The sequence below is a fragment of the Streptomyces dioscori genome (assembly GCF_003024195.1).
In the GTDB taxonomy this organism is placed as follows: Bacteria; Actinomycetota; Actinomycetes; order Streptomycetales; family Streptomycetaceae; genus Streptomyces; species Streptomyces dioscori.
Map to the genome: position 1 here is coordinate 108,123 of NZ_KZ679056.1, position 24,702 is coordinate 132,824.

Annotated in this window: 19 protein-coding genes and 2 pseudogenes; 13 read left to right on the top strand and 8 right to left on the bottom strand. The window is 71.3% G+C overall.

Annotated features, from left to right (window positions below; translation table 11 throughout):
• Positions 1-46: 46 nt before the first annotated feature.
• The 4 genes and pseudogenes from C6Y14_RS37175 to C6Y14_RS37190 form a co-directional block, all read right to left on the bottom strand.
• Entirely contained in the window at positions 47-2,524 is a 2,478-nt protein-coding gene (locus tag C6Y14_RS37175; RefSeq protein WP_199854997.1) for a beta-galactosidase, read from the bottom strand.
• Positions 2,524-4,290, bottom strand: a pseudogene (locus C6Y14_RS37180) (glycoside hydrolase family 35 protein). Before C6Y14_RS37180 ends, C6Y14_RS37175 begins: the two are co-directional and overlap by 1 nt.
• Before the next feature lie 51 nt (positions 4,291-4,341).
• Positions 4,342-5,517, bottom strand: a complete 1,176-nt coding sequence (locus tag C6Y14_RS37185; protein ID WP_107021423.1) for an MFS transporter — start codon at positions 5,515-5,517, stop codon at positions 4,342-4,344.
• Between the two features lie 354 nt (positions 5,518-5,871).
• Entirely contained in the window at positions 5,872-6,249 is a 378-nt protein-coding gene (locus tag C6Y14_RS37190) for a hypothetical protein (RefSeq protein WP_107021317.1), read from the bottom strand.
• 256 nt (positions 6,250-6,505) lie between these two features.
• Here C6Y14_RS37190 and C6Y14_RS37195 point away from each other — a divergent pair.
• A pseudogene (locus tag C6Y14_RS37195) lies at positions 6,506-7,162 on the top strand (cytochrome P450); the annotation flags it as partial.
• A 554-nt stretch (positions 7,163-7,716) separates the two neighbouring features.
• Here C6Y14_RS37195 and ku read toward each other — a convergent pair.
• Positions 7,717-8,694 carry a non-homologous end joining protein Ku gene (ku, locus tag C6Y14_RS37200; protein ID WP_450152399.1) on the bottom strand — a complete coding sequence of 326 codons (978 nt, stop codon included), beginning with the start codon at positions 8,692-8,694 and terminating at the stop codon, positions 7,717-7,719.
• A gap of 103 nt (positions 8,695-8,797) precedes the next feature.
• Between ku and ligD the strand changes: the two genes are divergently transcribed.
• Positions 8,798-9,679 (top strand): non-homologous end-joining DNA ligase, encoded by an 882-nt coding sequence (ligD, locus tag C6Y14_RS37205; RefSeq protein ID WP_107021319.1) that lies wholly within the window; start codon positions 8,798-8,800, stop codon positions 9,677-9,679.
• 295 nt (positions 9,680-9,974) lie between these two features.
• Here the strand turns inward: ligD and C6Y14_RS37210 are convergent, their stop codons facing one another.
• Entirely contained in the window at positions 9,975-10,778 is an 804-nt protein-coding gene (locus C6Y14_RS37210; protein WP_107021320.1) for a nuclease-related domain-containing protein, read from the bottom strand.
• Positions 10,779-10,869: 91 nt separating this feature from the next.
• On the opposite strand from C6Y14_RS37210, the gene C6Y14_RS37215 reads away from it, so the two are divergent.
• The 7 genes from C6Y14_RS37215 (at position 10,870) to C6Y14_RS37250 (ending at position 18,006) form a co-directional block, all read left to right on the top strand.
• Entirely contained in the window at positions 10,870-11,376 is a 507-nt protein-coding gene (locus C6Y14_RS37215; protein ID WP_107021321.1) for a protein-tyrosine phosphatase family protein, read from the top strand.
• A 194-nt stretch (positions 11,377-11,570) separates the two neighbouring features.
• The gene (locus tag C6Y14_RS37225; protein ID WP_318658081.1) at positions 11,571-12,350 is read left to right on the top strand and encodes a hypothetical protein; all 780 of its coding nucleotides are present in this window, start codon (positions 11,571-11,573) and stop codon (positions 12,348-12,350) included.
• Positions 12,351-12,487: 137 nt separating this feature from the next.
• Positions 12,488-13,720, top strand: coding sequence for a sensor histidine kinase (locus C6Y14_RS37230; RefSeq protein WP_107021425.1), 1,233 nt, complete (start codon positions 12,488-12,490; stop codon positions 13,718-13,720).
• A gap of 314 nt (positions 13,721-14,034) precedes the next feature.
• Positions 14,035-14,421, top strand: a complete 387-nt coding sequence (locus tag C6Y14_RS37235) for an SH3 domain-containing protein (protein ID WP_107021322.1) — start codon at positions 14,035-14,037, stop codon at positions 14,419-14,421.
• A 92-nt stretch (positions 14,422-14,513) separates the two neighbouring features.
• A complete protein-coding gene (locus C6Y14_RS37240) occupies positions 14,514-15,977 on the top strand; it encodes an FtsW/RodA/SpoVE family cell cycle protein (RefSeq protein ID WP_199854998.1) in 1,464 nt (487 codons plus the stop codon).
• A gap of 17 nt (positions 15,978-15,994) precedes the next feature.
• Positions 15,995-17,452, top strand: a complete 1,458-nt coding sequence (locus C6Y14_RS37245; protein ID WP_107021323.1) for a penicillin-binding transpeptidase domain-containing protein — start codon at positions 15,995-15,997, stop codon at positions 17,450-17,452.
• Between the two features lie 44 nt (positions 17,453-17,496).
• Complete coding sequence (locus C6Y14_RS37250) at positions 17,497-18,006, top strand: DUF3291 domain-containing protein (RefSeq protein ID WP_107021324.1); 510 nt, start codon at positions 17,497-17,499, stop codon at positions 18,004-18,006.
• A 73-nt stretch (positions 18,007-18,079) separates the two neighbouring features.
• Here the strand turns inward: C6Y14_RS37250 and C6Y14_RS37255 are convergent, their stop codons facing one another.
• On the bottom strand, positions 18,080-19,189 hold the full coding sequence (locus C6Y14_RS37255; protein ID WP_107021325.1) for a ferritin-like domain-containing protein: 1,110 nt from the start codon (positions 19,187-19,189) through the stop codon (positions 18,080-18,082).
• Between the two features lie 210 nt (positions 19,190-19,399).
• Between C6Y14_RS37255 and C6Y14_RS37260 the strand changes: the two genes are divergently transcribed.
• The 4 genes from C6Y14_RS37260 to C6Y14_RS37275 all read left to right on the top strand — a co-directional run bounded on the left by C6Y14_RS37260 (position 19,400) and on the right by C6Y14_RS37275 (position 22,849).
• Positions 19,400-20,350 (top strand): AurF N-oxygenase family protein, encoded by a 951-nt coding sequence (locus C6Y14_RS37260; RefSeq protein WP_107021326.1) that lies wholly within the window; start codon positions 19,400-19,402, stop codon positions 20,348-20,350.
• Between the two features lie 133 nt (positions 20,351-20,483).
• Positions 20,484-21,209, top strand: a complete 726-nt coding sequence (locus C6Y14_RS37265; protein WP_107021327.1) for a TetR/AcrR family transcriptional regulator — start codon at positions 20,484-20,486, stop codon at positions 21,207-21,209.
• Positions 21,210-21,219: 10 nt separating this feature from the next.
• The gene (locus C6Y14_RS37270) at positions 21,220-21,573 is read left to right on the top strand and encodes a hypothetical protein (protein WP_107021328.1); all 354 of its coding nucleotides are present in this window, start codon (positions 21,220-21,222) and stop codon (positions 21,571-21,573) included.
• A gap of 106 nt (positions 21,574-21,679) precedes the next feature.
• Positions 21,680-22,849, top strand: coding sequence for a C40 family peptidase (locus C6Y14_RS37275; protein ID WP_107021329.1), 1,170 nt, complete (start codon positions 21,680-21,682; stop codon positions 22,847-22,849).
• A gap of 31 nt (positions 22,850-22,880) precedes the next feature.
• Here the strand turns inward: C6Y14_RS37275 and C6Y14_RS45360 are convergent, their stop codons facing one another.
• The gene (locus C6Y14_RS45360) at positions 22,881-23,441 is read right to left on the bottom strand and encodes a septum formation family protein (RefSeq protein WP_225891461.1); all 561 of its coding nucleotides are present in this window, start codon (positions 23,439-23,441) and stop codon (positions 22,881-22,883) included.
• Positions 23,442-24,702 lie beyond the last annotated feature (1,261 nt).

A 24,702-nucleotide genomic window follows, 5' to 3' on the forward strand; every position in this document is an offset into this window, starting at 1 on the left:
GGGCGGGAAGGCGGCGCGGCAGCCCCGCCCTACCCGGCCACCCGCCTTACCCGGCCTCCCTCACCTCCCCCGCCTCACCGATCGCCCACCTACGGGTCATCACCCACTCGATCCGTCCGACCGCCGCCGCGGCCGCCTCCTCTGCGGACACGTCCGCCACGTACACCCGCGCCTCCGCCGCCCTCGGCAGCACCCTCAGCCGCAGTCCCTCCCCCCGGAGGGCGAACGCCGGGAGCCGGTCCAGGGCGATGTCCCAGACCCGTCCCGAGTGGAACTGGTCCGCCACGAGCCTGTCGCCCACGTACGCGCGGGCCACGTCACCGGTCCAGCGGACGCGCAGGAGGGTTCCGGTGAGCGGGAGTCCGTCGGGGACGGTGACGGCGTACTCGGCGGCGGTCGTGTCGTAGTGCTCGTCGGCGGGGGCGCTCGCCCGGCCCTGCACGCCCGTCACGGGTTCGGGCGCCGGTCCGGCGGCACGCACCGGTTCAGCCTCTCCGACGCGCGATCGCCCTCCCCCGCCCTCTGCCCCGAACCGCGGGTCCCAGCCGTCCCCCGTCAGGTGGTAGCGCGTGAACACCCCGTCCCGCGACTCCCGCACGCTCCCGCCCGTCACGGCCGGAGGCCGCCGCGGCGCGGGCAGCACGGCGATCGAGGTCTCACCGGCCGGGCTGTGCACCCGTACCTCCCCCTGCCCGCCCCGCGCGTGCTCGTCGAAGACGACTCCGACCCCGGCGCCGCTACCGGAGTCGGAGTCGGCGAGCACCAGCCGTTCCGCTCCCCAGGCGACACCCTTGTAGGCGGTACGGGCCGTCTTCGCGTCCAGGACCAGGAGGCCGACGCGGTCGCCGTCCGCCGTGTCCACCTCGACCAGGGCGTCGGTACCGGGCCGCAACCCCGTGACCAGGACACGGTCGTCGAGTGTGGCGCTCTGCCCGGAGGACACCCGGACCGACCGCAACGTACGCGAATCCAGGGCCAGTTCGACCGGGACGCCGTCCGTCGCCGCCAGTACCAGGACCGTGCGGCCGTCGTCGTCGGCGATCGTGCAGACGGGCTGGGCGGTGGCCCAGTCCAGACGCAGACTCCCCACCTCCAGGCGCAGCGGCCAGCAGAAGTACGCGCCTGTCGGGACCGTGACCGGTGTGCTCGGGAAGGTGAGTGCGGGGCCCGCCGGGAACTCGACCGTGAACGAGGTGTCCGGGTGGTCCGGCAGCTCCTCGTGCGGCTGGTGGTTGTTGACGAAGAGGAAGCCGGAGTCCGCCGAGGCCCGGACCGCCCAGCGCAGGGTGTCCCGGTCGTCCTGCCCCGACGGCCGCCGTACCGGGAGGAAGGATTCCATCGGCGCGATCAGCCGGCCGAAGTCCGCCAACAGCAGGTGTTGCAGGCGCAGTTCGTCGTACGAGGGGCGGTACTGGCCGTACTCGCCCAGCGGGGCCTGGAAGTCGTACGTGCGGACGGGGAGGTCGTTGGGGTAGCCCGTCGCGTGGGACTCCTGGAGGGTCGTCCGCTCGCCCACCGGATTCGTACCGCCGTGGAACATGTAGTAGCCCTGCCACACCGAGCCGCAGCCGATCTTCGTGAGGCCGAGCGCGCCGACGTCGGCCGCCTCGACCCGGGGGCGGCGGTGGTACGAGACCGCCATGCCACCGCCCAACTCGCAGGTGGCCCAGGGGAATCGCTCCTCGGTGGCCGTCGGGTCGGTACCGCGTACCGTCGTCGGGCGCAGGTCGGCGCCGATGCCCTCGTCGTCGCGCTGGTGGGTGAAGAAGAAGTGGGTGCGGCAGGTGTCGGGCCAGCCGCCGTCGGCCTCGGTCCAGAAGGTCTCGGGGTAGCCGCCGTACAGCGGAAGCAGTTCGTCGGGCGGGAGTTCGACACCTCCCCACGCCGTCGACGTCCACAGCGGGGCGCTCAGGCCGGCCGCCTGGGCCATGCGTTTCAGCGTCAGCAGGTGACCGGGCTGGTCGTACAGCTCGTTCTCGATCTGGATCGCGACGATCGGGCCGCCGTGTGCGCGGTCGAGCCCGCTCAGCTGCGCCGCGATCGCCTCGTACCAGGTGCGTACGGGTGCCAGGTACGCGGGATCGTCGGTGCGCGGGGTGCAGGCCCGGGTCAGGAGCCAGTCGGGTAAGCCGCCGTTGCGGACCTCGGCGTGCGACCAGGGGCCGATGCGCGGGACGAAGTCCAGGCCGTGGCGGGCGCAGAGTCCGGCGAAGCGCCGCAGGTCCCGGTCGCCGTCGAAGCGGATCCGGCCCTCGACCTCCTCGTGGTGGATCCAGATGACGTAACTGGCGACGGCCGTCACCCCGCCCGCCTTCATCTTCAGCAGCTCCTCCTCCCACTCCCCCGCCGGGTAACGGGTGTAGTGGAACTCGCCGGAGACCGGGAACCAGGGGCGCCCGCCGCGGGTGAGGTGACGGCTGGTGACCTCGATCGGGTCGGGGACGCCGGGGGCGTCGGAGAAGGGGAGGTGGCCGGTGAGGGGTGGCGCGGCCGGTGTGGACACCTTCAGGCGAAGCGGCGGCATCACGGGTTCACCGGGCCGAGGTCGGGGGTGTCGGTGAGCTGGACGCGCGGTTCGGTCGTGGCCTGCAACTCCAGCAGGACGACGTCGTTGGTGCCGGGGCGCAGGACGGGCGCGGGCACGTACAGCGTGCGCTGCGGGCCGCGGTTCCAGTAACGGCCGAGGTGGAAGCCGTTGATCCAGGCCTGGCCCTTGGTCCAGCCGGGCAGGGAGAGGAAGGTGTCGGCGGGCGTCCCGACCTCGAAGGTGCCGCGGTGCAAGGCGGGCCCGGCGTCGGACGGCGAGTCGGCGGCCGGAGCGAAGGGAACCGCTCCCGCACCCTCCAGGGCCAGGGGGTGACAGTCCCAGCCGTGCAGGGCGGTGCCGTCGAAGGTGACGGGGCCGAGCAGTCCCTTGGGTGCGCCGATACGCGGCCCGTAGTTGACCCCGCCCATGTTCTCGACGAGCACGTCCAGCGTGGCACCGGCCCGCGGCACACGCACGGACAGGGCTTCCTCGTGCCGTTCCCGTTCCAGTACGCCGACGGGGGCGCCGTCCACGAAGACCTACGCGCGGTCGCCGACCCCGCCCGCGAAGTGCAGGACACCGTCGCCGGAGACGGGAACCGTGGTGCGGTAGAGGGCGTACCCGGCCCGCAGTCCCAGCTCCTCCATGGTCACCGGACCGGCGTCGACACGTACCGGCTCGGCGAGGACGCCCGCATGCGGGAGCAGCGGCGCACGCTCGCCCAACTCCACCACGGTGACGGGCAGTTTGGGACTCGGTGCGGGGGCGGCCTCATCGGGTACCGGGGCGTGACGGGCGATGACCTCGCGGAAGGCGTGGTACTTGGGCCCCGGGTCACCGGACTCGGTTAGGGCCGCGTCGTAGTCGTACGAGGTCACGATGGGCGCGTACGCGTGGTCGTGGTTGGCGCCGTTCGTGAAGCCGAAGTTGGTGCCGCCGTGGAACATGTAGATGTTGACCGAGGCGCCCGCGGTGAGGAGCCGGTCGAGGTCGGCGGCGGCGTCGGCCGCGTCACGCACGTGGTGCGGTTCGCCCCAGTGGTCGAACCAGCCGATCCAGAACTCCGCGCACATCAGCGGCCCTTCGGGCTGATGGGCCCGCAACCGATCGAGCGACTCGGTGATCCTGCTGCCGAAGGTGCCGGTCGTGAGGACGCCGGGGAGGCTGCCGGCCGCGAGGTGCGCCGGGTCGGCCTGGTCACAGGTGAACAGAAACTCGTCCACACCCCGGGCGCGAAAGGACTCGGCGAGGTGTTCCAGATAGGCGCGGTCGTCGCCGTACGCCCCGTACTCGTTCTCCACCTGCACGGCGATCACCGGCCCGCCGTTCGCGGCCAGTTGGGGCACGAGCTGGGGCAGCAAGAGGTCGAAATAGCGGTCGAGCGCGTCGGTGAAACGGGGGTCGCTGGTGCGCAGCCGGATGTCGGTGTCCGTGGTGAGCCAGGAGGGCAGGCCGCCGCCGTCCCACTCGGCGCAGATGTACGGGCCCGGACGCAGCAGAACGTGCAGACCCTCGGCCTGGGCCAGCCGCAGATAGCGGGGCAGATCGAGGATGCCGTCCAGGACCAGCGTGCCGGGTTCGGGCTGGTGAAGATTCCAGGGGACATACGTCTCCACCGTGTTGAGGCCCATCAGCCGGGCCTTGCGGAGCCGGTCGGCCCACTGGTCGGGGTGGACGCGGAAGTAGTGCATCGCACCGGAGATGATCCGGAACGGCTCTCCATGGAGCCGGAATCCGTCGGAGGACGTACTCAGAACAGTCATCAGGATGCTGCTTCCCTTCAGCTCGGACAGGGGATCGGTGCGGGGACCGCGTCAGCGGTCGACGCGGTGAGGTCTGCCGTGCCGGGCCGCCACCGGGCGCGTGGCACGGACCAGCCGGAGCGTGACGGCCAGGCACAGCGCCGAGCCCACGCCCAGCAGGAGCGGGACGGCACGCACCCCGGACCACTCGATGGCCTTGCCGAGCGCGGGTCCGGCGACGACTCCGCCGACCATCGACGCGGCGATGACCACCGCGCCGGCTCGGCGGGCCCTCGGGGCGGCGCGGTTGAGCCAGGGCAGGCCGGTGGGGAAGATCGGCGCGATGAACAGGCCGACTCCCGCGTACGCGTAGGGGGCGAGGCCCGGGATCGTGGCCAGCAGCAGGCAGACCGTCATGCCGGCGCACGAGACGGTGACGATCGACTGGGCGGAGTGGCGCAGCGCGAGCGGTGCCGCGAGGAAGCGGCCGACGGTCATCATCAGCCAGTACACGGAGGTGGCGGTGGCCGCGGCCCCGGCGCCGTACCCGACCGCCTCCAGATGGGTGGGCTCCCAGCCGCCGACGCCCGCCTCGATACCCACGTGGAGCACGTACAGGGTGACGAACATGGCGAGCACCGACCCCAGACTGCGACCGAGAACGGACGTACCACCGGCCGCCTGCTCCCCCTCCCCCGGCTGCGGCGCGTGCTCCCGCACACCCCTGAGGCACAGCAACAGCGGCAGATTGACGCCGGCGAAGACAAGGAAGACCACCGGATAGTGCTCGGCGCCGACGACACCGATCACGGCCGGTCCGAGGATCGCGCCGATACCGAAGTGCGCGTTGAGGATGTTGAGCATGGCGGTCGAACGGTGGCCGAAGCCGACGGCGAACAGCTGGTTGAGCCCGTAGTCGATACCGCCGAAACCGAGCCCGGCGAGCAGGGCCGAGGCCAGCGCGACGGACCAGTTCGGCGCGAGTGCGAAGCCCGCCGCACCAAGAGCCATCAGCAGGTACGAGGCCCCGAGGATCTGCCGGTTGCCGAGCCGGCCGTACAGCCGGTCGAAGAGCAGCACTCCGGCGACGCCACCGACGAAGTGCGCGCTCAGCGCGAGCCCGGCGGCCGAGGGCGACAGCCCGAACTCCCTCCGGAGGGCGGGGATCGAGGGCCCGTACAGCGCCTGGAGCACACCGATGAGCACGAACCCGCCGCAGGAGGCGACGACCGCGGCGGTACTGAACACGGGCGCGGCCTGCCCGACGCCTGTGACCGGTGGCGCGACCTGCACGACACCCGTGACCGGTGGCGCGGCCGAGTCACGCCCGGCCGGCGCGCCCGCGGTGGAAGCACCCCGGGCGGGGCCGGTGACGCCGTCACGGCTGACGCCCGCCCGCGCGTCGTCACTCACGCGGTCACTCACTCGGTCACTCACGCGGACTCCAGTCGGCGGTTTGCGGCCCGCGCTTCCGCGGGCGACGAGCCGACCGGGGCGTCGGCGGCGGCGCTACGGCAACCATGATGTTACCGGTAACTCAAAGCCGTCAAGATCTCCGCGCCAGAAGGCTGCGAGACGGAAATTCGCCGCTCGCGCCCCCGGTCAGGAGAGGGCGCGGCGCAGGGCGGCGTGGAGGTGGACCGGGTCAGTCCAGTGCCGGGTCCTGGTCGGCGGTACGCGCCAGTGCAGACCGGGCGCGTACGTACGGTGCCGGGGCGGGACGGCCACGTGCGACCCGGCACCGAGAACGCGGGCCGGGGGCACGTCCCAGGTGGCGGCCTCGCCCGGCGGGACGAGCCAGTACAGGACGCCGCCGTAGCCGTCCTCGATCACCGCTCCCGTCCGCGAGCCCAGCTGTTCGAGGATGCGCAGGCCCGTGGCCAGGGGGACCCGGACCGCGTCCCACCACTGACCGGCCGGGAGGGTCCGCACCTCCGGACCCAACGGTCGCAGCCACCTCGGCGCGTCACTGCTCGGCATGGTTGGGCTGCCTCCACCTCTCACCGGGGAACATTCACCGGGGATCATGAGAATAGAACGGAGGGACAACCTCAACTTGCCATTACACGTAGGGAACTTGCCGAAGTACGCAGTGGGTCCCGCGCGCTCTCGCCGACGTGCGCCGCAGCCCCGTAACGTCATTCGGCGTCCTGTCCGTTGCAGGGGTTCGAGTGTGCGTACCCGGAGGCTCCCATGTCAGACCAGGCAGAGCGGTTAAAACGGCCGGAGCAGCCGGATCACGGACCCGCGGGTGTCCAAGGATCCACGGCAGCACTGGCCGCTGTGGATCAACGGGGAGATCTCCCCCGAGTGGCCACTGTTCACCTGGGTCGCCGTACAGAACATGTTCACGGCCTACGGCGGGGAACACAAACGGCTGCGGGCGCTGGTCTCGAAGGCATTCACCGCACGCCGTACCGCCGCGCTGCGACCTCGTATCGAAGAGATCACCGAGCAACTGCTCGACCGGATCGAAGACGCCGGACGGCGGTCCGAAGTCGTCGACCTGCGCGAGGAGTTCTGCTACCCCCTCCCCATCCAAGTGATCAGTGAGCTGTTCGGGCTGCCCGAGGAGAAAGGCGCGGAGATGCAGGCCGTCGTGGACGGCGTCTTCAACACCGCGGCCACGCCGGAGGAGGTGACCGACATCTACACGCGGCTGTACGCGGCACTCGGTGAACTCGTCGCCGCGAAACGGGCGTCGCCCGGGGACGATCTGACCTCCGCGCTCATCTCCGCGCGTGACGACGAGGGAGGTACGCGGCTGAGTGAGCAGGAGCTCCTCGACACGTTGGTGCTGATGATCAGCGCGGGGCACGAGACCACGGTCAACCTCATCGACAACGCGATCCACGCACTGCTCACGCATCCGGAACAGCTCGCGCATGTCCGGGTCTCTGCTCCGGCTTCGACCGGTGGGGCTTGTTGCGCAGTTCCCCGCGCCCCTGAGGGGGTGGGGGCGGGCCCGGTGTTTGTGCGTGCGGGTCGTACGTGGCTGAGCGCGCCGTTCCCCGCGCCCCTGGAGGGGTGGGGCGGGCCCGGTGTTTGTGCGTGCGGGTCGTACGTGGCTGAGCGCGCCGTTCCCCGCGCCCCTGAAGGGGTGGGGGCGGGCCCGGTGTTTGTGTGTGCGGGTCGTGCGTGGTTGAGTGCGCCGTTCCCCGCGCCCCTCGGGGGGTGGGGCGGTCAGACCCTCCGGCGTGCGGGCGCTCGATCGTGCTGAGGGGGTGGTTCGGGATGTGTGGGCGGTGCGGCAAGGTGCGTACACCTGTCGGCTCGGGAGCACCGACCACATGTCCCGGAGCGCCCCCGCCCCCACACGCAGCGGCAGGCGCGTCTTTCAGGGGCGCGGGGAACTGCGCGCCCAGCCACAAACGGCCCGCACCCGATCACGAATCCACGCCGAACTGCCCGGCCAGCCACCGACAGCCCGCAGGTGGATGAAGACGGTCAGGCCGTAGCTTTTTTTCTGGGGGGAGACTTTTTGGGTGGGGGAGTGTCCGACGACTTCTTCGCCGCCGACTTCGTGGTCGTCTTCGCGGTCGTCTTCTTCGTCGAAGACTTCTTCTTGCCCGACGGCGGCTTCGAAGAGCTCGCAGCCGTCTTCTTCGCCGCCCCCTTGCGAAGAGGCTTCACCTCCGCATCCTCACCCCGAGCACCCCGAGCCTGCCGCACGCTGTTCTCCAGCGCGGCCATCAGGTCGATGACCTTGCCCTCGGACTTCCCGGCGGAGGGCGCCGACGGCGCCACCTCCCCGGACGCCTTCGCCGCGATCAGTTCCTCCACCGCCTCGCGGTAGCCGTCGTGCAGTTCCGCGAGATCGACCTCCCCCAGCGTGTCCATCAGCGCGTCGGCAAGGTCCAGTTCCTTGTCCCGGACGGTGACACCCGCGTCCGGGGCGACGTTCTCGGGCGCCCGGATCTCGTCCGGCCACAGCAGCCCGTGCATGGCGATGACGTCGTCGACGACCCGCAGCATGCCCAGCCGTTCCCGCCCGCGCAGCGCGAACTTCGCGACGGCGACCTTCTGGCTGCGCTTCAGTGCTTCCCGCAGCAGGGTGTACGGCTTGGCCGCCGGCACCCCGTTCGCCGACAGGTAGTACGCCGTGTCCATCTGGAGCGGGTCGATCCGGTCGGCCGGCACGAAGGCCAGGATCTCGATCGTCCGGGCGGTCGGGAGCGGCAGGGCGGCCAGATCCTCGTCCGTGATGGGGATCATCGTGCCGTCCGCGTCCTCGTACGCCTTGCCGATCTCCGACGACGCCACCTCGCGGTCCTCCCTCTCGCACACCTTGCGGTAGCGGATGCGTCCGCCGTCCTCGGTGTGGATCTGGCGGAAGGAGATCGAGTGGTTCTCCGTGGCGTTCACCAGCTTGATCGGGATGCTGACCAGGCCGAAGGAGATGGCACCGTTCCAAATGGATCTCACGTTCGACACCCTTCAGGTCGCTGTCGTCCGTCCCGTCCCGTCCTGTCCTGTCCCCTGTCCCCCGTGCATCCGTTTTCTTGCGAATGCGTGGGATTGTCATCCTATGACGCCAATCACTGAGGTGGCCGGGCGAAAGGTGACCCTGAGCAACCTCGACAAGGTGCTCCACCCGGCGACGGGCTTCACCAAGGGCGAGCTGCTGCACTACTACGCGACGGCGGCGGAGGCGTTCCTCCCCCATCTCCGCGACCGCCCGGTCTCCCTGCTGCGCTATCCGGACGGCCCGGACGGCCAGGTCTTCTTCACCAAGAACGTCCCGCCAGGTACGCCCGACTGGGTCGCCACCACGGAGGTCCCCCGTTCGGAGGGGCCGGCCCGGATGGTCCTGGTCCAGGACCTGCCCTCCCTGATGTGGGCCGCGAACCTGGTCACCGAGTTCCACACCCCGCAGTGGTCGGCGCGGACCCCTGATGTCGCCGACCGGCTGGTCCTCGACCTGGATCCCGGCGCACCGGCCACGATCGTGGAGTGCTGCCGGGTCGCGGTATGGCTGCGCGACCGGTTGGCGGCGGACGGGCTGACGGCGTACGCGAAGACGTCCGGGTCCAAGGGGCTGCATCTGCTGGCTGCCCTGCAGCCGACCCCGTCCGCCGAGGTCTCCGCCTACGCCAAGGCGCTCGCGGTGGAGGCGGAGGGCGACCTGCCCGGACTGGTCGTCCACCGGATGACGCGCAGTCTGCGGCCTTCCAAGGTCTTCGTCGACTTCAGCCAGAACGCGGCCCGTAAGACCACCGCCGCCCCGTACACGCTCCGGGCCCGGGCGGCCCCCACGGTCTCCACGCCTGTCACGTGGGACGAGGTCGAGTCCTGCGGCGCTCCTTCCGAACTGGCCTTCGGGGCCGAGGACATCGCGCCCCGTCTCGATCGCCTCGGCGATCTGCTGGGGCCGTTGCTGGACGCGGGCCTGGCGGGATCACTGCCGTGACGCTCGGCTGCGGGCCGGTGGGGGCCGGTCGCGCCGTTCCCCGCGCCCCCTTCGGGGCGCGTTTCCGTGCGGCCTGCGGAACCGAGACCCGGAACACCGCCCGGACACTCGACCGCGGGCCGGTTGGGGCCGGCCGCGCCGTTCCCCGCGCCCCTTTCGGGGCGCGTTTCGGTGCGGCCTGCGGAACCGAGACCCGGAACACCGCCCGGACACTCGACCGCGGGCCGGTGGGGGCCAGCCGCGCCGTTCCCCGCGCCCCTTCGAGGCGCCCCTTCGGGGCGCCGGGCGCCGGGATTCAGAGCTGTACCCACGTCCCCCGGTCGCGGGCCATCGCGTGCAGGGCCTCCACGTCCGCCGGTTTGAGGACGCCTCCCGAGCGGGCCAGGGATGTCGCGTCCGTGTCCAGCAGGATGCGTAGGTCGCGCAGCGGGACCGTCACCGAGACGTCCCGGGGGGCGAAGAGAGCCAGTACGGGGCGCACCTCGGCGGTCAGGGCGTACGAGGCGCGGTCCGCGTCGGCGCGGACCGCGCGCAGCAGGGGCCGGGCCTCCCGGCGCCCCACCGTCACCATCGGATCGGCGACGAGGACGCGCTGCTTGCGGGCGTACACCGTGTGCACGGCGAACAGGCCTCCCGGGCCGATCACCAGGTGATGGACGCGGTCCCCGCCGGGCAGCGGCACCGAGTGCAGGGTGCGCCACCCTGCCCCCTTCAGCCGGTCCAGCGCCTCACCGACCGCGAGTTCCGCCGCCAGGGCGTGCCGCCTGGGATCCGGCCGCATCCGCCGCTGCGGGCCCGGCTCGTGGTCGAGCACGGTCTGCAGGGCCTCGCCGGGCCGGTTCGGCGCGAGGTCGTCGTCCGGGTGCAGGGACAGCCGGGCGAGTTCGGCGGGGGTCGGCACCGGTGGCGGTCCGATCGTCACCGTTCCGGTCAGGAACGGTCCGAGCACATCGAGCACGTCCTCGCGCCGCTCCTCGCTGAGCAGATTGACCCGGGCGGCCTCCCTGTCGTACCAGGCGACGTTCCTGCCGTCCGTGCGGCAGACGTAGAGCCGTTCCTGACCGTGCCGCCAAGTCGGTATGACGCGCAGTGCGTTCATGCATCATCACCCCTCGACCATGGGAACAGGCGGGGTGCTCCAGGGGCAAGAAGGCAGCTACCTTTGGCAGTAGTTGGAGGGGGAGGCGCCGTTGCGGGCTCGCAGAAGGCAACCCGATGTGCCGGTCCCGGACAGCCCGTGGAGCGAGATAGTGCCCGGTCTGTGGATGGGCGGGCACCAGTACACGGGCCGGTCGGGCGAACCGGAGTTCGCCGTCGTGCACGACGAGTTCGATCTGGTGCTGACCCTGCTGCGACTACCCGGCCACGGCCCGGAGCCGGGTGTCGAGCACCATGTGTGGGACATCCCGGACGGGCCGCTGGACGGCACCCAGCTGGCCGGCGTGATGCGGCTCGCCCGGACCGCGACCGAGGCACTGGACGAGGGCAGGCGCGTCCTGGTCCGCTGCTTCCACGGCTACAACCGCTCGGGGCTCGTCGTCGCGCACGCCCTGATCCTCGCGGGCCGTACGACCGACGAGGCGATCCGGCTGATCCGCTCCCGCCGCTCCCCGTGGGCCCTGCACAACGAACTCTTCGTGGAGTACCTGCGGACCGGTCTTGCCACGGCCCGCCTTCTGGAGGAGCTGGCCGAGTAGGCCGAGTAACCGGGCGGGCGGCGCCGACAGCCCCGCCCGCCCGGACCACTCGGCTCGCCCGGCTCGCCCGGCTCGCCCGGACCACTCGGTCCACTCGGTGAACAAAAGGGACTTCCGTACGAATAAGGTGTCCCGGACAGCAGGGTCGTTCAGCCATGCTCCCTGACCCCGTCCGGCCCCGACGCAGGAGCGCAGTGATCCACAACCGCCCCGCGGCCCTCACCCAGCCGGTCGCGCAGCCGGTCACGCAGCCAGTCGCGCAGCCAGTCGCACTGCTCGTCGCGCTGGCGCTCGCCGGTCCGCTGCTGGCGGGCTGCGGCGACCCGGGCGACCTGCGCGGCGCCGGTCCGACGTCCACCGCCGTCGGGCCGACCCGGCTGTGGCCGCAGGTCCCGCCCGCCGCCTCGCCAGCCGTCGACTACGGCGAGGCGGACACCGAGACGGTCGAAGGCGTCCCGGTCCCGGGCGACGACATCCGCAAGGCCGACCCGGTCACCGTCTTCCGCGCGGAGATCGCCGCCCACCCGGACCTCTACACCGGCAAGGGGCGTTACGCGGAGACGGCCCGGCAGGTCGCAGGGTGCGGCGGGAAGAGCGCGCGCGGCCGGACGTGCCCGGTCCTGCGGGCCTACTACCGCGATCTCACGGGTGACGGCCGCGACGACATGGTGCTCGGCGTGCGGATGCCCGACCACCAGCTGGGCGTGCGCGCTTACACCGTCATCGGGCACCGGCTGACGGAGGTCATGGCGACGACCGACAGCACGCTCGGCGTGGAGATCGCGGGCCGGGACGTGATCATCCGCTCGCCGTCGACACTGGCGGGCTACGAGTACCGCACGGTGTGGTCGTGGGACCGGCGGCAGCGGGCGATGCTCGCGGCCAAGGACGAGATCCTGCGGGTCGGGGCCACGGCCACGCCCTCCGGACGCGCGCCCGCCCGCACCCCCGCCGCCTCGGCCGCGCCCCGGTGAACCGTCCACCGGAGGGGCCGCGCCCCGGACCTCCTCCCCGACCGCTCCCAGGGGCGCCCCCCGAGGCCGGCCGCATCGGGCGGTTGCGCCGGCGGACCGCCGGCCTCACCTGGAAGGCAGCCGTCTTCATCACGGTGATGTGCTGCGGGCTCGCCGCGCTCCTCGGCATCCTCGTGCACGTCTCGGTGACCGACCAGACCGTCGGCGAGGCCCGCGACCACGCGCTCGACCGGCTGGCGGAGACCACGGAGGCGTTCGAGGCGGGCGACCGGCTGCCACCGGGCGCGGGCGTGGATCTGGCGGGGCTGCCCGCCGAGTTGCGTACGCTCGCGGCGGGCGGGCAGCGCGGCACGATGGTCGGGACCGGTGACCCGTACCCCACGATGTGGGCGGCCGGGCCCGTGAGCGGCGGACGGACGCTCGCCGTGCGGGTCGACTACGCGCAGGGGGTCCGCACGATCGAGGGGCTCGACCGGGCGATCCTCGGCTCCTCGGCGCTGGCGATCGGCGTGACGCTGCTGGTGGGCGCGTTCGCGGTGACGCGCGTGACGCGGCGGCTGCACTCGACGGCCCAGGTGGCGCGGCGGATCAGCGCCGGCGATCTGGACGCGCGGGTGGGGGATCCCCGGGCCGGGGGTACGCCGATCGAGGGTGCGCGGGCCGGGGGTACGTCGACCCGGGGCCGGGCGGGTCCTCAGGACGAGGTGGCCGCGGTGGCCGGGGCGCTGGACACGATGGCGTCCTCGCTGCAGAACAAACTGCTGAGCGAGCAGCGGTTCACCGCGGATGTGGCGCACGAGCTGCGGACTCCGCTGACGGGGCTGCACGCGGCGGCCGAACTGCTGCCGCCCGGCCGCCCCACCGAACTCGTCCGGGACCGGGTCGCCGCACTGCGCACGCTCACCGAGGATCTGCTGGAGATCTCCCGGCTGGACGCGCGCAGCGAACGGGCGGAGGTGGACGCGGTGCGGCTGGGGGCTGTGGCCGAGCGGGTGGTGCGGGCCGCGGACTCGGGTACGGGCTTGCGTACCGAGGTGCGGGTGGTGCGGGATGCCGTCGTGGAGACCGATCAGCGGCGGTTGGAGCGGGTGCTGGGGAATCTTGTGGCCAACGCCCATCGGCATGGGCGGGGGCCGGTGACGTTGACGGTCGACGGGGGTGTCATCACCGTGCGGGATCACGGGGACGGGTATCCGGAGTATCTGCTGGGGCATGGGCCGCAGCGGTTCCGGACGGAGGGGGGTGCTCGGGGGCATGGGTTGGGGTTGACCATTGCCGTGGGGCAGGCGGGGGTGTTGGGGGCGCGGCTTGTGTTTGCCAACGGGGTGGGTGGGGGTGCGGTTGCCGTGTTGACGTTGGCCGGTTCCTGAGGGGCGGTCGGTTGTCGGGTGCGGGTCCGTCGTGGCTGGTCGCGCCGTTCCCCGCGCCCCTGAAGACAAAGGACTGCGCCGTTCCCCGCGCCCCTTGGGGGCTGCGCCCCTCAAAGACGAAAGATTGCGCCGTTCCCCACGCCCCTTAGGGGGTGCGGCCCCCCAAAGACAAAAGATTGCGCCGTTCCCCGCGCCCCTTAGGGGGTGCGCCCCCGTGGCTGTGCCCCGATGGCTCAGTGTGGCGCGCGGTCGCGGGGAGGGGATTCTAATGTGGCGGTTAGTCAGGCTTGGTCACCATTTCGGAGGAGTCCGCCATGTCTCTGCGTACCGCTTTCGTCCGTCGTCTCGGGATAGCCGCCGCCTGTGGCGGACTCGTCGTCGGGGGCGCGAGCCCCGCCCTCGCCGGTGACGACTGGGACGACCACCACGGCAACCATGACAGCAGCCACGACAGCAGTCACGCCCGTTACTACAAGGGCCGTATCAGCGCGCCCGGCGGGCTGAACCTGCGGGACAAGCCGACCCGCAGCAGCTCCGTCATCGGCTTCGCGGAGTACGGCGAGGTCGTCTCCATCTTCTGCAAGACGCCCGGCCAGAGCGTCCAGGGCAACACCCTCTGGTACCTCCTCGCCGACGGCACCTGGGCCTGGGGCGCCGCCCGCTACATCGACAACATCGGCGCCTCGCCCCGCTGGTGCTGAGCGCGTCCCCCGTACCGCCCGAGGCACACCGGCACAGCCCCTCTGTCGCGACATAACAGGACATCGGGCGACCGGCTTGCTAACTTCCGGACATGCTCTCGCCCGGAACGACAGCGCAGGCGGACCCGCCGGCTCCCGTTGTACGCCTCCCCCGGCGCCGTGGCATCGAGTTCACCCTCCTCGTCATGGCCGTCCTGCTCTCCGTGTACGGCTACTGCGGCGTCGGGCTCGCACGCACCGGAGCCGTCCCGCCCGGCGCCGCCGGATACGGCGCCGGGCTGGGCGTGCTCGCGCTCCTCGCGCATCTCGCGGTGCGTCTGCGCGCCCCCTGCGCCGACCCGCTGCTGCTCCCGATCGCCGTCCTGCTCAACGGCCTGGGCCTGGTCCTGATCTACCGGCTCGACCTGGAGACCCCCGCCGACCGGGCGGCGCCCACGCAACTCGTCTGGTCGACCCTGGGCGTGGCCCTGTTCATCGCGGTGGTGGTGCTGCTGCGCGACCACCGGGTGCTCCAGCGCTACACGTACGTGTCCGTCGTCACCGCACTGGCCCTGCTCGTCCTGCCGATCTTCTTCCCCTCGGTGAACGGCGCCCGGATCTGGATCAGGATCGCCGGGTTCTCCATCCAGCCGGGCGAGTTCGCGAAGGTCATGCTCGCGCTGTTCTTCGCCGGCTACCTCGCCGCCAACCGCAACGCCCTCGCGTACACGGGCCGCCGTATCTGGCTGCTCCAACTGCCCACCGGACGCGTACTGGGCCCGATCCTCGCGGTCTGGCTGCTGAGCGTGGGCGTCCTGGTCCTCGAACGCGACCTCGGCACCTCTCTGCTCTTCTTCGGCCTCTTCGTGATCCTGCTGTACGTGGCCACGGGCCGCACCGGCTGGATCGCGGTGGGCCTGCTGCTCGCGGCCTGCGGGGCCTTCGCCGTCGGCTGGCTGGAACCGCATGTGCACAGCAGGGTCGAGGACTGGCTGCACCCCTTCGCGTCGATCGAGGCGGGCCTGGGCCCGAACCAACTCGCCCAGTCGCTCTTCGCGTTCGCCGCCGGCGGGTTCCTCGGCACGGGCCTCGGCGCCGGCCACTCGATCCTCATCGGCTTCGCCGTGAAGTCGGACTTCATCCTGGCCACGGCGGGCGAGGAACTGGGCCTGGCCGGCCTCTCCGCGATCTTCATCCTGTACGGGCTGCTGGTCGAGCGCGGTATCCGGGCGGGCCTCGCCCTGGCCGACCCCTTCGGCCGGCTGCTCGCGGTCGGGCTGGCGTCGATCGTGGCGCTGCAGGTCTTCGTGATCGCGGGCGGGGTGACGGGGCTGATCCCGCTGACCGGGATGGCGATGCCGTTCCTCGCGCAGGGCGGTTCGTCGGTCGTCACCAACTGGATCATCGTGGCCCTGCTGATGCGCCTCAGCGACTCCGCACGCGGCCGGTCCGAGGAGAAACAGCAGGACGAGGAGAAACGGCTGGGCGAGGAGAAACGGCTGGGCGAGGAGAAACGGCCGGGCGAGGGGAAGCCGCAGGGTGCGGGGACACAGCAGGGCGGGGAGGTCGCGCCGTGACGGGCAACGGGCGGCCCATGACCCGGTACATCCGGCACGCCGCCGCCTTCTGCGCGCTCCTGCTGCTCGCCCTGCTCGTCAACGCCACCCGTGTGCAGCTCGTCCAAGCCCGTACGTACGACGAGAATCCGGCCAACCGCCGCCACACGATCGCCCGCTACGGGCAGCCGCGCGGAGACATCCTCGTCGGCGGGCGTGCGGTCACCGGGTCCCGGGACTCCGGGGAGCAGTTCCGCTACGAACGCACGTACAAGAACGGCCCGTTGTACGCCCCGGTCACCGGCTTCGCCTCCCAGGTGTACGGGACCTCCCTGCTGGAGGGGGCCGCCGACGGCGTACTGGCGGGCACCGACCCGGCGCTCTCGCTGCTCCCCCTGTGGAACGACCTCGCACGGGCCCGTGACCCCGGCGGCCGGGTGGTCACGACGCTCGACGCGGCGGCGCAGCAGGCGGCGTACGCCGGTCTCGGTGCGCGGCGGGGCGCGGTGGCCGCCCTCGAACCGTCCACCGGCCGGATCCTGGCCCTGGTCTCCACCCCCTCCTACGACCCCGGGGAACTCTCCGGGACGGGCTCCGCCGTGGCCGGGGCGTGGGCGCGGCTGAACGGCGCGGCGGACAAGCCGATGCTCAACCGGGCGGTGCGGCAGACGTATCCGCCGGGCTCGACCTTCAAGGTCGTCACCGCGGCGGCGGCGCTGGACTCGGGTGTGGTGCGTGACCTGGACGCGCCCACCGACTCCCCGGACCCGTACCGGCTGCCGGGCAGTTCGGCGCGGCTGACCAACGAGGTCGAGGGGTGCGCGGACGCGTCGCTGCGGTACGCCTTCCAGTGGTCGTGCAACACGGTCTTCGCCGGGCTGGGTGTGGAGGCGGGCCGGGACGCGATGCGCACGACGGCAGCCGGCTTCGGCTTCAACGACCGCAAGCTCGGCATCCCCTTCCGGGTCTCCCCCAGCACCTTCGACACCCGGGTGGACAAGGCGCAGCTCGCGCTGTCGTCCATCGGCCAGTACAACACCCGTGCCACGCCGCTGCAGATGGCGATGGTGGCCGCGGCCGTCGCCAACTACGGCTCGGTGCGCACCCCGCACCTGGTGGAGCGGACGACCACGGACGACGGCGACACGGTGTCCGCCACCGGGCAGCACACCCTGGGCCGGGCCATGAACCCCTCGACGGCCGTACGGCTGCGCGAGCTGATGACGGACGTGGTGGAGAAGGGCACCGGCACGAACGCGGCGATCCCCGGCGCCACGGTCGGCGGCAAGTCCGGCACTGCCCAGCACGGCGTCCACAACTCCGGTACGCCGTACGCCTGGTTCATCTCCTGGGCGCAGGACGACGACTCCATGGAACCGGCGGTCGCCGTCGCGGTCGTCGTCGAGGACGCGGCGGCCGACCGGGGCGACATCAGCGGCGGCGGGGACGCGGCGCCGATCGCCCGCGCGGTGATGGAGGCGGTGCTCGACCGGTGAGACGGGGGTGGTGGCACGGTCGCGGCCCGACCTAACGTTCGGTCATGACGTCACCCGCAGCCGCGTACGAACTCGCCCAGGTGAACATCTCCCGACTACAAGCCCCGCTGGACTCCCCGCAGTTGAAGGACTTCGTCGACGCCCTCGACCCGGTGAACGCGGTCGCGGACGCCGCCGACGGATTCGTCTGGCGGCTGCAGAGCGACGACGGCAACGCGACGGACGTGTCCGTCTTCGGCGAGGACTGGCTGATCATCAATCTGACGGTGTGGCGGGACAGCGACGCCCTCACCGCCTTCATGTACCAGGGGCAGCACCGCGAACTTCTCACCCGGCGGAACGAATGGTTCGAGCGGATCCGGGAGGCGATGACGGCCCTGTGGTGGGTGCCCGCCGGGCACCGGCCGACGGTGGCCGAGGCGGAGGAGCGTCTGCTGCATCTGCGGGCGCACGGGGCCACGGCGTACGCGTTCACCCTGCGGACGTCGTTCCCGCCCGGGGAGGCCCGACCGCTTCTTGAGCCCCAGGGGGTTCCTGAGCGCCAGGGCTTCTGAGCGCCAGGGGACTTCTTGAGGGCCAGGGGGCTTCCTGAGCTCCAAGGCTGCCGAGCGCCAGGGCTGCTGAGCGCTAGGAGGCCTCCTCCCCCGCCCGGATCGCGTCACCCACCTCCGTCACCCGCGCCTGTTCCTCCGCGGCGAAGCGGTCCGCGTCGAGCTTCTCCGCCAGTTCCTCGTCCTGGGACATGAGGAGGTCGAGGTTGGAGTTGCCCATGTCGAAGACGCCCATGTCGACGTAGGCCTGCTGGAGGCGTTTGCCCCACAGTCCTATGTCGCGCACGCAGGGCACGATGCGGGAGAACAGCAGCCGGCGGAAGAGGGCCAGGAACTCCGACCGCTCGGTGTACTCCTCGGCCTCCGCCCTGGGAACACCGAAGTTCTCCAGAACCTCCGTACCGCGCAGGCGGTCCCGCATCAGATAGCAGCCCTCGATGACGAACTCCTCGCGTTCGCGCAGTTCGGCGTCGGAGAGCTGCTGGTAGTAGTCGCGCAGCGCCATCCGGCCGAAGGCCACGTGACGGGCCTCGTCCTGCATGACGTACGCGAGGATCTGCTTGGGCAGCGGCTTGTCGGTGGTGTCCCTGATCAGGCCGAACGCGGCGAGGGCGAGCCCTTCGATGAGTACCTGCATCCCGAGGTAGGGCATGTCCCAGCGCGAGTCGCGCAGGGTGTCGCCGAGCAGCGACTGGAGGTTGTCGTCGATCGGGTAGACCATCCCGACCTTCTCGTGGAGGAAGCGGGCGTAGATCTCCGCGTGCCGCGCCTCGTCCATCGTCTGGGTCGCCGAGTAGAACTTGGCGTCCAGGTCGGGCACGGACTCGACGATGCGGGCCGCGCAGACCATGGCGCCCTGCTCGCCGTGCAGGAACTGGCTGAACTGCCAGGAGGCGACGTGCTTGCGGAGTTCACCCCGGTCGCGGTCGTTCATCTTCTCCCAGTACGGCGTGCCGTAGATGGAGATCGACTCGTCGGGGGTGCCGATGGGGTCGTGCGGGTCGACCTCCAGGTCCCAGTCGATCCGCTTCTGCCCGTCCCACTGCTTGTCCTTGCCCTTCTGGTAGAGGGCCAGCAGGCGGTCGCGCCCTTCGTCGTACTCCCAGCTGAACCGTGCCGCGCCGGTCGCGGGCACCTGCCAGAGGGGAGCTCCGGGGTCCTTGGCGTACAGGTCGTAGGTCGGCATGTCTCGCAGGCTCACACGTGGTAGACGGCGGGTCAACAAGTTGCGCAGGAGGGATTGACGGGCTTGCTGACAAGCAGTCTCATAAGACGTGACCGGCGGTAACCAGGGTGCCTCAGGGCACGACGACCCACGCAAGCACGCACACACGCACACACGCACACACGCACACACGCACCAGCTATGACGACGTACGGCGAGGTGGGCACAGCCATGACGACCGTGACGACGGAGGACCCCGAGGACACCGGGATCGCGAAGCTGCGCGACGCGCTCGGCCTGCTCAAGGACCGTGAACAGGTGGCCGAGCGGCTGCTCGCGTCTTCCGCGAAGCACTCCTACGACCCGGACGAGGAGCTGGACTGGGACGCGCCGTTCGAGGACGGCAAGTGGTTCTGGCCGCCGGAACTGGTGTCGCTCTACGGCACCCCGATGTGGCAGCGGATGAGCGAGGAGCAGCGGATCCTGCTCTCCCGGCACGAGGCGGCGGCGCTGGCCTCGCTGGGGATCTGGTTCGAGATCATCCTCATGCAGCTGCTGGTCCGGCACATCTACGACAAGGCGGCGACGAGCGCGCACGTGCGGTACGCGCTGACCGAGATCGAGGACGAGTGCCGCCACTCGAAGATGTTCGCGCGGCTGATCACCCGGGGCGGGACCCCGCACTACCCGGTGAGCCGGGTGCACCAGAACCTGGGCCGGCTCTTCAAGACGGTGTCCACGACCCCCGGTTCGTTCACGGCCACGCTGCTGGGCGAGGAGGTGCTCGACTGGATGCAGCGGCTGACGTTCCCGGACGAGCGGGTGCAGCCGCTGGTGCGCGGGGTGACGCGGATCCACGTGGTGGAGGAGGCGCGCCACGTCCGGTACGCCCGTGAGGAACTGCGCCGCCAGATGATGACCGCGCCGCGCTGGTCGCAGGAGTTCACCCGGATCACCTCGGGCGAGTTCGCCCGCGTCTTCTCGGTCGCCTTCGTCAACCCGGAGGTCTACACGAACGTCGGCCTCGACAGCCGGAAGGCCCAGGCCCAGGTGAGGGCGAGCGCCCACCGCCGCGACATCATGCAGACGGGTTCGAAACGCCTGACGGACTTCCTGGACGACATAGGAGTCCTACGAGGCACGGGCCGCCGCCTGTGGAAGTCATCGGGCCTGCTGGCCTGAACGGCACGGGCCCGTCCCTGTAAGGGCGCGAGAGACTGCGCGACAAGCACCCACCGGCCCGCACCCACCCCCGAACCCCCACCCACCTCCCACCCCACTCCGCACCCCCCCGGGACGGGCTACCCTGCGAGACATGACCTCGCAGGCCCCCACCCGCGCATACCGACGCCTCAGCGTCGAGGAACGCCGCAGCCAGCTCCTCGAAGCCGCGCTGTCCCTGTTCGCGACAAGGGCCCCCGAGGACATCTCCCTGGACGACGTGGCGGAAGCCGCGGGCGTCTCCCGCCCACTGGTCTACCGCTACTTCCCCGGCGGCAAGCAGCAGCTGTACGAGGCAGCCCTCCGCTCCGCCGCGGAAGAGCTGGAGCACTGCTTCGCCGAACCGCCGGACGGCCCCCTCACCCGCCGCCTCGCCAACGCCCTGGACCGCTACCTCGCCTTCGTCGACCAGCACGACGCCGGTTTCAGCGCCCTGCTGCAGGGCGGCAGCGTGGTCGAGACGTCGCGGACGACGGCCATCGTGGACGGCGTACGACGGGCCGCCGCCGAGCACATCCTCAGCCACCTGGCGGTCGAGGCGCCGGGCAACCGGCTCCGCATGACCGTCCGGATGTGGATCACGGCCGTCGAGGCGGCCTCGCTGATCTGGCTGGACGAGGAGAAGGAGCCCCCGCTGGACGAGCTGCGGGACTGGCTCGTCGAGCAGTTCGTGGCCTGCCTGGTGGCGACGGCCGCCCGCGACGAACAGACCGCCGCGGTCGTACGGGCCGCGCTGACGCTGGAGTCGGCGGACGGACCGATGGGCTCGCTGGCCCGCCGCGTGCTGCCCGTGGTGGGCGACGCGGCGCACCTGCTGTGACACTGGCCCGGTGAAGAGCGAAGACACCCCCTTCGAGGGCGGCCCCCTGGACGGCCGGGTGCTGCCGGTCCTGCTCGGCCCGACCGGCCACCCGCCGAAGGTGTACCGCGTCCCGGTGCCGTCGAACGACGGCGGCGCGCCCACCCTCCTGGTCTACCGCCGCGTACAGGCCGCCGCGAGCAGCCGCCTCGGCCTGCACCAGGGATGGAAGTACGAGTACGACCCCACGGGCCGCGCCGGCAAACTCAAGTGGCCGTGGTCGAAGCCGGACCCGGACCCGGACCCCGCCCCCGCTCCCGGTCCGGTGCCGGACGCCACGCCAGACGCCACGCCGGACGGCAAGCCGGAGGACACCCACGGGTGACCTCGTTGGGCCGGTCCGCCCACGGTCGGCGCGCGCGGCTCGCGCGGGCGTCTGATGCTCACGGTGCGGAGGAGCGGAGATACCGCCCCGCACCGGAGGTGACGCCATGTCAGGAAGGCTTCTGCGACTGGCCTGCACAGCGGCGATCGTGGCGGGCGCGGTACTGGTGCCAGCCCCCGTACAGGCTTCGGCCGCACCGGTACAGGCTTCGGCCGCACCCGATCCGCAGGACGACCGCTCCCCCGTGGCCGAACGCCCCGTGGCAGAACTGCTGACGGACCTTCAGCGGCTGTACCGGGAGGCCGAGAAGGCCACCGAGACGTACAACGCGACCGAGGAGCGGCTGAAGCGGCAACGGGCCGAGGTCGCGAAGCTCACCGGCCGGCTCACCGCGGCCCGCCGCGCCCTGCACGGCAGCCGCGGCGCGGCGGGACGGCTCGCCCGGCAGCAGTACCAGGGCAGGAGCGAGATCTCCTCGTACGTACAACTGCTGCTCGCCCGCGACCCGCAGCACGCGCTCGACCAGGGCCACGTCATCCGGCAGGTGTCGCAGGAGCGGGCCGGGACGATGGAACGGCTGGCGGGGGACGAACGGCGGACGGACGACCTGGCACGCCGGGCCCGCACAGCCCTCGACAACAGGCTCGCCCTCGCCGACCAGCAGAGAAAGGACCGCGACCTCGTACGCGAGCGGCTGAAGGACGTGGAGGAGCTGCTGGCCTCGCTCACCGAGGAGCAACTCGCACGGGTGGCCGAACTGGAGAGGTCCGGGGTGGCGAAGGCCCAGGACGAACTGGTGGCGTCGGGCGCGCTCAGCAGCACCCGCCGGCCCACCTCGCAGGGAGGCGAGGCGCTGCGCTACGCCGTGGCCCAGATCGGCAAGCCGTACGAGTGGGGCGCCGAGGGCCCGGACTCGTACGACTGCTCGGGCCTCACCTCACAGGCCTGGACCGACGCGGGCCGCCCCATCCCCCGCACCAGCCAGGAACAGTGGGCCGAACTCCCCCGCGTCCCCCTGCCCGACCTGCGCCCCGGCGACCTGGTCGTCTACTTCCCCGAGGCCACCCACGTGGCGATGTACCTGGGCGACGGCCTGGTGATCCAGGCCCCGAGACCAGGCTCAAAGATCAAGGTCTCCCCCCTGGCAGCAAACCCGATCCTGGGCGCAGTCCGCCCGGACCCGTCGGGGAGACCTCTGCAGCAGTACACACCACCGAGGCTCCCGGAGGGCGCGACGGACGGCTCGGACGAGGGCTACAGGGCGGACACCCCGTAGAAACACCGGCGTCCACGGCCGTTCCCGTCTCCTACGGTTCGCCCTCCCCCATGGTGCCCCCGTCCTTGCGCACTGCCGTACAGACCACCGAATGCGTGCCGGAGGACCACGCGCTGTTGCCCACCCAGGACGAACTTGTGTAGAGCTTCGGGTCGTACCCGTAGTCGCTGGGCGGCTCGTGCTTCTGGCAGGCCTCGGTCGCCCGCCCTCGCGCCTCGGCGAGGGTCGTGCCCGGGCTCATCCGGTGAAATCCGAGCACCTGCTCACGGTGTGGGCCCGAACACGAGACCAGCTCGGCTTCGTTGTCGGAGACCCTGTCGAGACAGTCCCGCTTCTGCATGGTGGCCGTGTCGGAAAATCGCATGCCAAGGGGGCGGTGCTCCCCGATCGGACCGAACAACGGTTTGCCACGCGCGTCGAGGAGCAGACAGGCGGTACGCCGTCCGGCTGCCTCGAAGCCGGCCCTGGTCGGGACAGCGGCGTAGGAGCGTACGTCCGCGAGCTTCTTACGGGTCTCCTCGGTCAACTGCTCGCACCGCCCACGGCCGGTCAGTCGCGCCTCCGTGGCGGTTGCGGCCGAGACCGTCCCCATCACCTGTCCGTAGACCTCCTGTCCGAGGCAATTCACGAGCCTGAGTTCGGGTTCGCCGTCGAAGGGGGCGCCCGGCCACCTGACGCTGACGCAGTCGCCCTTCGCGAGGGGCGTATCGACAGAGAGGCCCGGCCCATACGGTTTCACCTCGCCCGACGGCTGGCGCGAGAGGGTGATCGAGATTCCTCCGAGTGTCAGGACCAGTACGAACACGCAGGCCGCCGCAGCCTGCCAGACGGCGGCATGACCAAAAGGGAAAGGGAACAGGGCGCGTGTGGGCCCCACGATCTCGGGACCGCTGTACCCACCGTCCTCCGATATCTCGGAGGACGAGGTCCCGAGAATTTCCGGCACCAGAGGAGGTTCACGATATTCGGATTCCTCCGGAGTGCCCTTCGAGAACGGGAGGAACGTATCCGAAGCCCGGGTCGACCGGTCCCTGGTCAGGGTTCCTTTCGGTTCCACAGAGGATTCAGTCTCGGTCCCGGCACGTGGGCCGATCTCCCCTCGGACAAAAGGGCGCTCAAGGTCGACGCCGAAGAGACCCGCTGCCACACGGCGGTACAAAGGGATCCGCTCGAACTGCCCCACGGGAGCGGGCGGACGGTAATCGTCTCCGGAGACTCCGAGGAGACGCATCAGCACTCGGTGCTCCAGTTTCGCTTTCACTGGCCGCCCCCGGGAGCCGTTGCCTCCAGAGCGGTCCCACTCGATGCGGCGCCACCGCTCGCGGGCGTGGGCGTCGCTGGGCCGGCCACGAGACGAGCGATCTGAGGGGAAGAGCCGAGTTGAGCGAGCATGGCCGGAGCGCAGACCCCCAGCGCCACCGCCGCATAGGCTCCACTGATCTGCCCACTGGTTCCGAAGAGTAATGCCGCACCGGCTCCGATGGCAGAGCGCAGTACTGCGAGGCAGATATGAGCCGTCGCGTCCAAGTACGCACGCAGTGCGGGTGGCTTGGCGCGAAGACGACCGCTTGCCGTACGGCGCGCCGCCTGCCATTCGGCGCATCCACGAAAAACGGCCAGCAGTTCGACACTCAGGCCCCCGGCAGCTCCGAATACACCAAACTGCCACCAATTCATCATGCCCCCCGCTGCCAACAGACGTTCAGGCAGCCCACTTCCAAGGGCGCCATAAAACATCCCTACCGGGTTGCCGGACCCGACGCCAGGCCATATGACGTATCGGCCCGTTCGCCGCCGACGTGCGCTACACCGAAAGGGGTCGGCCCCCAGCCCGTCAGGACTGGGGGCCGACC